At 43.0% G+C, this 6,612-nt stretch carries 5 protein-coding genes; 4 read left to right on the forward strand and 1 reads right to left on the reverse strand.

Going from position 1 to position 6,612, the window contains the following annotated elements; all coding sequences use genetic code 11:
• The first annotated feature begins 108 nt into the window (after nucleotides 1–108).
• From ACW6QP_RS15205 to ACW6QP_RS15220, 4 genes are all read left to right on the forward strand, one after another.
• Nucleotides 109–1,764, forward strand: coding sequence for a peptidase domain-containing ABC transporter (locus ACW6QP_RS15205; RefSeq protein ID WP_457911732.1), 1,656 nt, complete (start codon nucleotides 109–111; stop codon nucleotides 1,762–1,764).
• A 12-nt stretch (nucleotides 1,765–1,776) separates the two neighbouring features.
• A complete protein-coding gene (locus ACW6QP_RS15210; RefSeq protein ID WP_457911733.1) occupies nucleotides 1,777–3,123 on the forward strand; it encodes an HlyD family secretion protein in 1,347 nt (448 codons plus the stop codon).
• Nucleotides 3,123–4,514 carry a TolC family protein gene (locus ACW6QP_RS15215; RefSeq protein WP_457911734.1) on the forward strand — a complete coding sequence of 464 codons (1,392 nt, stop codon included), beginning with the start codon at nucleotides 3,123–3,125 and terminating at the stop codon, nucleotides 4,512–4,514. The genes ACW6QP_RS15210 and ACW6QP_RS15215 overlap by 1 nt, the downstream gene beginning before the upstream one ends.
• A gap of 111 nt (nucleotides 4,515–4,625) precedes the next feature.
• Complete coding sequence (locus ACW6QP_RS15220; protein WP_457911735.1) at nucleotides 4,626–5,240, forward strand: DUF4403 family protein; 615 nt, start codon at nucleotides 4,626–4,628, stop codon at nucleotides 5,238–5,240.
• A 61-nt stretch (nucleotides 5,241–5,301) separates the two neighbouring features.
• Here the strand turns inward: ACW6QP_RS15220 and ACW6QP_RS15225 are convergent, their stop codons facing one another.
• Nucleotides 5,302–6,594, reverse strand: a complete 1,293-nt coding sequence (locus ACW6QP_RS15225) for a UDP-N-acetylmuramoyl-tripeptide--D-alanyl-D-alanine ligase (RefSeq protein WP_457911736.1) — start codon at nucleotides 6,592–6,594, stop codon at nucleotides 5,302–5,304.
• Between the last annotated feature and the right edge of the window lie 18 nt (nucleotides 6,595–6,612).

The raw sequence follows: 6,612 nt of genomic DNA on the forward strand, positions 1-6,612 counted from the left end.
CTTTAGCAATCGTTAAACAAGTACAAATTGTTTCGTGAACAAAAATTTGGGCCTTATTTTTGCAGCTAATTACCCCAGCGGGCCTGAGCATTAAAATTGAAACTGCCTATGAGTGAAACCAATCCCAAAACCCCGGTTAAACGACTGTGGAATTTATTGAAACTCGACAAAAAAGATGTAAAGCATATTCTGTTCTATGCTTTGTTTGCAGGGCTTATCAATCTTTCTGTACCGCTTGGGATACAGGCTATCGTAAACTTAATTCAGGGGGGTAAGGTGAGCACCAGTTGGATTGTACTGGTGGTTTTGGTAACCCTCGCCGTGGGCCTGGTTGGAGTATTTGAACTGCTTCAGTTAAGACTGGTGGAGAATATTCAGCAAAAAATATTTACCCGTTCCAGTTTTGAGTTTGCCTACCGCTTTCCGAAGATAAAAAGCGAAGCCTTACAAAATATTTATCCGCCCGAGCTGGCTAACCGCTTCTTCGATATCCTGGCCGTGCAAAAGGGGCTCAACAAACTATTGCTGGAATTTCCTTCGGCTTTGGTGCAAATTGTGCTGGGGCTTATCCTGCTGTCTCTCTACCACCCGTTTTTTATAATGTACAGCATACTTTTGGTGGTCTTGCTCTATGCGGTTTTCAAATTTACCGGAAGAAAAGGGCTTTTCACCAGTCTTGATGAATCCAAGCATAAATATCAGGTGGTGTATTGGATACAGGAAGTAGCGCGAAATATCAACAGTTTTAAAATCTCCGGAAGAAGTAGGCTGGCCCTGGAAAAAAACGACAGACTTACAGAAAAATACCTCATTGAACGCGAAAGCCATTTCGGGATTCTGAAGCTTCAGTATATCAAACTTATCATTTTTAAGGTACTGGTGGCCGGAGGTCTTTTGGCAGTAGGGGGAATGCTCGTTCTAAATCAACAAATGAACATAGGGCAGTTTGTAGCTGCAGAAATTATCATATTATTGATCATAGCCTCGGTAGAAAAAGCCATCCAGGGATTAGATGAAGTTTATGACACCCTAACTTCCATAGAAAAACTGGGACAGGTAGTAGATAAACCCCTGGAATTAGCTGAAAGCGACAATAAGGTTGATGCCAGTAATGGGATTAAAATCGAATTCAAGGACGTTAGTTTTGAGCCCGAGGGCCATACGGTGCTTAATCGAATCAACTTTACCATTGAACCCGGAAGCTGCTTTTTGATTACCGGCCCGGCCGGAAACGGAAGAACCAGCCTGTTAAAACTAATAGCCGGAATTTTCACCCCTACCAAGGGTCGAATTTATATTAATGGGATGGCACGACACTCCCTGGTGCTCAACGATTATCGCCAGCATATAGGTACATTATTGCCAGATGAAATTCCCTTTGAAGGCAGTTTGTGGGAAAACATCACTTTTGGTGATTCCAATATTACCGATGAAGATATAGACTGGGCGCTGGAGCATTCCGGATTAAGAGATTTTGTTAGAGACCAGCCCGAGGGAATGAAAACTCAAATTCACCCCGAAGGGCGTTATCTTTCCACGCTTATTTCAAGGCGAATTATCCTGGCCAGGGCTATACTTAAAAAACCTAAAATTTTGATTCTGAAAGAACCTTTCGAAAAATTTGAACCCAGGGAAAGCAAGCAGTTAATGCGATTTTTCACTGCTCCTGAAAGGGAATGGACACTTATTGTGGCCAGTAATGACCCTGTTTGGAAAGATCATTGCAAGGGTCAATTGAATTTAATTGAAGGGCGCGTAAACTAAATTAGAGGCTGTATGTTAAACATTTCAGATGAAAAACTGAATGAAAAGGTAGATATCACCGGATACCGTTCGGGGCAAAGAGTCTTTTTTAGGAAGCATTACGAGCTTTTTAATAAAATTCTGGTGGGGCTACTGCTTTTATTTATACTCATATTATTTCTTCCGTGGACCCAGAATATTCAGGGTACAGGGAATGTTACCACTTTAAGCCCCGAACACAGACCGCAAACCATTCAGTCTCCTATTCCCGGAAGAATAGAGCAATGGTATGTGCAGGAGGGCGATTTTGTGAATAAAGGAGATACGATTTTAAGAATTTCGGAAGTTAGCAGCGAATATTTTGATCCGCAGCTTATCGATAGAACCTCAGGGCAAATCGATGCCAAAGCTCAATCGGCCGAATCTTACACCGGAAAGATTGGAGCCCTCGAGCAGCAATTAAGGGCGCAGCAACGCGAGAGAGAACTTAAAGAAGACCAGGCGCGTAACAAATTAAGGCAGGCTCAACTTACCGTGCGAAGCGACAGCATTCGTCTGGAGGCCGCTAAAACCCAAATCGAGATTGCACAAACCCAGTTTGAACGTACCCGAACCCTTGAAGAGGAAGGTTTACAATCCTTAACCGATTTGGAAACCCGCAGGTTACAGCTTCAGGAGGCACAGGCACGTGTAATCGCTCAGGAAAACCAATTGATCTCCAGTCAAAACGAGGTGATTAATGCTGAAATTGAAATAGGAAGAATTCAGGCTGAATATGCCGATAAAATTTCCAAAACCCAACAGGAAATCTTTACAGCGCAAAGCAACAGGTTTAGTACTGAAGCTGAAGTTGATAAACTTTCTATCGAGTTATCTAATTATGAACGTCGAAGTCAGCTGTATTATATAGTTGCCCCTCAATCGGGCTATGTGAACAGGGCTCTTAGAGCCGGTTTGGGTGAAACCTTTTCGCAAGGCGAAAGGCTGGTAGGTATTATGCCTGCCGAGTTCCAAATGGCGGTGGAAACCTATGTGAGACCCCTGGATTTACCATTAATACACATTGGCGAAGAAGTGCGGGTTCAGTTTGATGGTTGGCCGGCCGTGATTTTTAGTGGATGGCCTAACCTTTCTTTTGGAACCTATGGCGCTAAAGTGGTAGCTATAGAAAATTATATTTCTGAAAATGGAAGGTATCGAATCTTGCTTGCTCCCGATCCCAACGATAATCCCTGGCCCGAGAATATAGGGATAGGAAGTGGAGCGTATACCATCGCCCTGCTGGAAGACGTGCCTATTTGGTACGAAATATGGCGAAACCTAAACGGCTTCCCACCCGATTATTATAACCCGAATCAAACTGCTGAAGAGAAAAAATAATGCTCGCATCAAAAAACATATATGTTTTGCTGGGGTTCTTTCTTCTGGCCGGGGGTTTAATGGCGCAGGAAGATAGCCTTAGCTACCGTGAATTTCTGGTAAAGGTGCTTGAAGATCACCCTGTAGTTCGCCAGGCGGGGTTGGTACGACAATTGGGAGATGCCGAAGTGCAGGCTGCCCGGGGAGCTTTTGATCCGCGTTTTGAGGTAGATTATAAAGCCAAGGAATATAAGGGAACCGAATACTACGATTTACTGGATGCCCAGTTAAAAATCCCTACCTGGTATGGTTTGCAGCTAAAAGGAGGCTTTCAGCAAAACCAGGGGGTATATGTAAATCCACAAAATACGGTACCCGAGGCCGGTTTATTCCAGGCCGGGGTAGTGCTGTCTTTAGGCGAAGGTTTATGGATCAATTCCCGAATGGCCGGCTTACGGCAGGCACAGGCCTACCAAATGCAAAGCCGGGCAGAACAACAGCTTATTGTAAACGACATTTTGATGCAGGCCTCGTTCGTTTATTTCGATTGGATGCAGGCTTACGAAAAAGTTGAAATTTATACCGATTTTCTTGAAAATGCGAACGAACGTTACCAGGGTATTAGGCGTAGAGTACAAACCGGGGACCTGGCAGGAATCGATAGCGTAGAAGCCAGGATACTGCTTCAGAATCGCAAAATTCAACTGGCGCGTTCCCAAATTGAATTAACCCGCAAGCGCCTTGAGCTTTCTACTTATATCTGGGATAATGACCAGGCTTTGATACTTCGGCCAGAGGTTGAACCCGGCGATGCTTCAGATGCGTTTTCATTTTTGATGCAGGTACTGCCCAATGCTGAAGCAAACCTGGCTACCCATCCGCAGCTCGAATTCTTCCGAAGAAGGGTAGAAGCACTGGAAATCGAGAGGAGGTATCGCATTAACCGCTTATTGCCGCAAATCGACCTGGAATATAATTTGCTCAGTGAACAACCCGATAATTTCGAAACCTTTAATCCCGGGGCTTATAAGGCCGGTTTGCGCTTTTCGATGCCCCTGTTCTTAAGGCAGGAGAGAGGGGAGCTTAAAATAGCCGAATATGAGCTGGAAGATGCCCGCTGGGAGTTAAACCTGCAGGACCAGCAATTACAAGCGCGATTACAGGCTTTAGAATTGCAGTTGGAGAACTACAGGGAGCAGCAGGTAGCCCTGGCACAACTTCTGGCAGATTCTCAAGCGCTTTTAAACGCCGAATTGCGTAAATTCAGTTTTGGGGAAAGTTCTATCTTCTTAATCAATACCAGGGAATCTGCACTGCTCGACGCACAACTGGATCGCCTGGAACTGGAAATTCAGATATTAAAAACCCAGGCCGAATTTCTTCAAACTTTGGGTACCAATCCGCTGGATTAGTTTTCTCCTGCTTCTACAATTTAAGACCAGTTTTAGATTAATTCTTTATTTCTGAACTAATTTTAGGTATCAAATAAATTCTGATTCTGAAATAAAACAAAGAAGAAATCTATGAAAAATTCATTGTTAGATGAGGTAAGTCTGCGCCTGCCGGTAAAGATTAGTTATAAGGTTATTGAAGACTTTCTGAAGAAAAAAATGATTGGGGAGAAGATTAGCCAGGAGAAAAATGGCAAAAGCACCGATTATGCAGAAATTCAGGATATAGAAATTTCAAGTAGTCCTGAAGAGGGATATGACCTGGCAATAAACTTGAAACTACAAATCCTTACCACGCTTTTCAAAAACAGGAAACTGAATTTATTGCTACACGCCAAACTCGATTTCGATGAAACCGGGCAGTTGATCAGTGTTAAAAAATATAACCTTGATGGCAAGTCCAGAAACTGGTTGCTTGATAATTTGCTGGAGGGCTTGTCTAATACTCTTCTTTATAATAGTATAATCAGAAAAATGCGGGTAGATTTGAGTCCGCATATTAAAGAGCAACTGGCCAGCGTGAATTCAAAACTTGAAGACGATATGGAGACCGCTCCCGGGGTTCACGTTTCGGGTTATATTAAAGATTTTAGAATTGTAGATATCATTCCGGGTTCCAATCAGTTTTTAATTGGAATTGAAATTACCGGGCACGGGTTAATCGATATTAGAAAAATTGGTTTTTAGCTAAACCTCAACAGGTAAAACAACGCCTGCCCGGGTTCATATTGAATCTAACCAAAACCGATTATTCAGAAAAAGCTTCTACCACTTTTTCCAGGGCTATGCCTCTGGAACCTTTTACCAAAATGTAAGAATCCCTGATATAGGTCTGGCTAAGGTGTTCTTTTAGATTTTCGGTATTCGAAAATTTGATGATGGTGGGGCTGCTGGTTTTTGTTTTTTTGAAATTCTCGCCTACCAGGTAGGTTTCGGCAAAATTGCTTTGTTCAGCTAAATCTACAATGGCCTGGTGTTCTTCTACGGAAGTCGACCCCAGCTCCAGCATATCACCCAGAATTGCAATTTTCGGCTTTTTGGTGGCTATTTTTTGGAAATTGGTAACCGAGGCGGTCATACTGGTTGGATTGGCATTATAAGCGTCTAAAAAGAGTTTATTGCTTCCCCTTTCCATAACCTGAGACCTGTTGTTTTGAGGTTGGTAATTGGCCAGGGCATCCTGTATTCCCTCAAGCGGTACTTTGAAATACAGCCCAATGCATAAAGCTGCGGCCATATTCACGGCATTATAATCACCAGATAACTTGCTGCTAAAATTGATTTTATTAAAGCCCAGCCCGGCAAAATCACCGGATTGCGTATAGTCTACCACTACATTTGCAAGGCGACCGGTTCCATAGCCGAAATGATGATCGTAATTAAGATGTTCTCTTTGAACAGGATCATCTACATTTAAAAATATGAGTTGTGAATGCGATTTTAAATGTTCATATAATTCAGATTTTGCTGCGATGACTCCTTCCAGGCTTCCGAAGCCTTCCAAATGAGCTTTCCCGAAGTTGGTGATATATCCATAATCGGGTAAGGCTATCTGGCAGAGAAAATCGATTTCCAGGGGATGGTTGGCGCCCATTTCAACAATGCCTACTTCGGTGGTTTCATCCATAGAAAGCAGAGTAAGTGGTACCCCAATATGATTGTTCAGATTTCCCCGGGTCGCCACGGCATTGTATTTTTTTGAAAGCGTGGCGTGAATAAGTTCTTTGGTGGTAGTTTTTCCATTGCTGCCTGTAATTGCCAGAATGGGAAGATCTAAAAACTTGCGATGAAAAGTTGCCAGTTGTTGAAGGCTCTCCAGGACATTGTCAACCAGGATGTATTGTTCATCATTCAGAGCATATTCAGGCTGATCGACCACCGCATAAGCGGCTCCTTTTTGGAGGGCTTCAAAGGCGTAATGATTTCCATTAAAATTTGCTCCTTTTAAGGCAAAAAACAGGCTGCCTTTTTTGATATTTCTGGTATCGGTACTTACACCGCTGCTAAGTTGAAAATGGTAGTGGAGTTTGGCTGTTTTCATAAACTAAAGCTATAAAAA

This window comes from Salegentibacter haimaensis (assembly GCF_054121495.1).